The sequence below is a fragment of the Dietzia sp. SLG310A2-38A2 genome (genome assembly GCF_014145095.1).
GTDB lineage: Bacteria > Actinomycetota > Actinomycetes > Mycobacteriales > Mycobacteriaceae > Dietzia.
Window position 1 is genome coordinate 1 of record NZ_JAALDX010000478.1, and the last position, 2,832, is coordinate 2,832.

General features: G+C 70.8%; 3 protein-coding genes. All 3 read left to right on the forward strand.

Annotated features, from left to right (window positions below):
• Window positions 1–253: hypothetical protein (locus tag G6027_RS15585; RefSeq protein WP_206682500.1), on the forward strand; the 253-nt coding region annotated here is incomplete at its 5' end.
• A gap of 341 nt (window positions 254–594) precedes the next feature.
• On the forward strand, window positions 595–1,101 hold the full coding sequence (locus tag G6027_RS15590) for a GtrA family protein (RefSeq protein ID WP_095717086.1): 507 nt from the start codon (window positions 595–597) through the stop codon (window positions 1,099–1,101).
• 112 nt (window positions 1,102–1,213) lie between these two features.
• Window positions 1,214–2,832, forward strand: a 1,619-nt coding sequence (locus G6027_RS15595; RefSeq protein ID WP_241727182.1) for a glycosyltransferase, incomplete at its 3' end; no start/stop codon positions are given.

Below are 2,832 nucleotides of genomic sequence, written 5' to 3' on the forward strand. Positions count from 1 at the left end.
TCCGCCTGTAGCGGACCCGCGCCGAGTCCGCTACAGGCGGTCCGCTCAGGCGGAGCCGCGTGTGGTCGGCGTCGAGAGGACCACCCGACCGGTGGGCGTGCACGAGGGCGCCGCCGGGCGACGGTTGGGCGTGCGCAACGGGGAGGACGTCGGGATGGCCCGGCCGGTCGGCGTGTACGAGAACACGGTCGGCGCGTTGTTGAGGGTCGGGTTTCGGTACTGGGACATGGGATTACTCCTGGTCGTCGGGTAGGAGGATCGACGACAGGCCGCCACGGGCGGTGCCGACGAGTCCTGCTGGCGATGCGGAGACGACGACGGCTCACCCGGGGGAGTGGCGCGGACCTGGTGGTGTGGACGCCGTGTGGAGATGGGGTGGCCGGAACTGATCGCTCCTGCGGAATCGAACGCTCTCGGCGGATGTGCCGCCCGTCTGTTCGACCAGAGGCGCGCTGGTGGGCGCGCGATGGAGCAATAATGCCAGGTCACGGAGCGGAGCACAAGTCGTCGTGCCGGTGTTCACGCTGCGTCGTCCTACCGGCTCTGGTGAACCGGCGTTGTCCCACCGGCGCGGCCGGGACCTACGCTGTCCTGGTGAGTACACCTACCGGCGGCGCGGACATCCCGGACGATTCCGTCCTCGACTCCCTGCGCGGAGCCGTCGACCCGCTCGAAGCCCGCCACGAATCCGATCCGGCACGACCGACTGACTTCCGCACCCAGGTCACCCGCTTCTTCCTCACGGGCGTCCTCTCGGCGGTCGTCGACTACGGCCTGCTGCAGCTGTTGATGCTGTTCGGCCTGGGCTACGGCCCCGCCAAGGCTCTGTCCTTCGTGGCCGGCACCCTCACGGCGTACTCGCTCAACCGCCGGTGGACCTTCCAGGCCGAGCCCTCCCGCGCCCGCTTCGTCGCCACGATGGGCCTGTACGCGCTGATGTTCGGCGTGCAGTGGGGCCTGTTCATGCTGCTGGTGCCGTGGTTCCACGATCTGGGCTGGAGCACCTTCTGGGCCACGACGATCGGCTACGTCATCGCGCAGGGCGTGGCCACGGTCACCAACTTCATCGTCCAGCGGACCGTGATCTTCCGGGTGCGCTGACCGCCTCCCGAGCTGCCGCCCGGTCGGGGGTTAGCCTGGACGGCGCGCCCGGGCCACCAGCCGCCCGGGAGTGAGACGACCTCCGCACCGACTTGCCAGGAGCACCCGCCACATGGACGCCACCACCGTGACAGCCGCAGGTGCCGACGCCGGTTCCACTCCCGACGAGCGCGACCTGCTGCTGCAGCGCACCCTGTTCTCGGGCCCGCGCAGGTGGGTCAACGACGACCTGTACTCGCGGATCGTTCGGGGGGTCGTGCGCCGGACGCGCGCCGAGGTGCACCTGGACGCCGGGGCCGTCGTCGACACCAACACCTACTTCGGCCGGTTCGAGGCCTCCTACTGGCAGCGCTGGACCACGGTCACCAGCCTCACCGTGCGGGTGGCGGTGGAGTCCGAGGGGCGCCTCGACGTCCTGGTCCGCGCATCCGACATCGGGGCCCACGTGCGCACCGTGGACGTGTTCCACCACCAGGGGGACGGCATGGCGGCGTTGCACGTGCCGGTGGACACGTTCGTCGACGGTGGCGCGATGTGGCTGGAGTTCCACGCCGTGGACGCGGCGGCGACCGTGTCCGAGGTGACGTGGAGTGTGACGACGACGAGCCCGGCCCGCCGCGCGGCGGTGGCCATCTGCACCTTCAACAGGGCGGACGACTGCGCCGCCACCGTCGACTCGCTGGCCTCGGACCCGTTGGTGGCCGAGCTGATCGACGACCTCTACGTGACGGATCAGGGCACCGACCTGGTCGAGACGCGTGAGGCGTTCCGGCGCGCGGCCGGGGAGTTCGGCGAGCGGCTGCACTATCTTCGCCAGCCCAACCTCGGCGGCGCCGGCGGGTTCAGCCGCGGGATGTTCGAGGCCACGGCCCCGGGTTCCACCGGGCCGGTGGACGTGCTGCTGATGGACGACGACGTGAGGGTCGAGCCCGAGACGGTGCTGCGGTTGTTCGCCTTCGCGGCCGTCACCCGCGAGCCGATGCTCGTCGGCGCGCAGATGCTGTACCTGTTCAACCCGGACTACCTGCTGGTCTCGGCCGAGCGCACGCAGCTCGATCAGCTCGAGGGCGGGTTGGACGCGGACGAATTCGCGCTACGCGACGAGTCCGTGGTGGACAGCCGGCAGGAGCGTCGGGTCGACGCCGAGTACAACGCGTGGTGGTCCTGTCTGGTGCCGGGGGAGGCCGTGGAGAGGGTCGGGCTGCCCCTGCCGTACTTCTTCCAGTGGGACGACATCGAGTACGGGTTGCGGTGCCGTCAGGCCGGGATGCCCACCTGCACCCTGCAGGGGGCGGCCGTGTGGCACGCCGACTTCTACTGGAAGGACGGCGACGACTTCGGTCAGTTCTTCTCGATGCGCAACTCGCTGACCACCGCGGCCATCCGCCAGGGGATCGACCCGCGCGCGATGGCCACCAACCTGGGCCGGAGCGTCCTGCGGGCGCTCGTGGCCATGCAGTACGGTCTCGCCGCCACGCGCATGCGCGGCATCGAGGCGTTCCTCGACGGCCCCGACGGTGCCCACGGGGTCGGCGACGGCGGGCAGGCCGCCCTGGCCGCGATCCGAGCCGAGCGTGCGGGATACCCCGAGACGGCCAAGCTCGCCGTCGACGCCCTTCCCGCGGGGATCAGGGTGGAGCGCAAGGTGGGGTTCCCCCGCGAGGATCGCGAGGACCAGGTGCTGGCCAAGCGGCTGCTCGTCCAGAAGCTCGGCCGGCAGCGCCGTGGGGA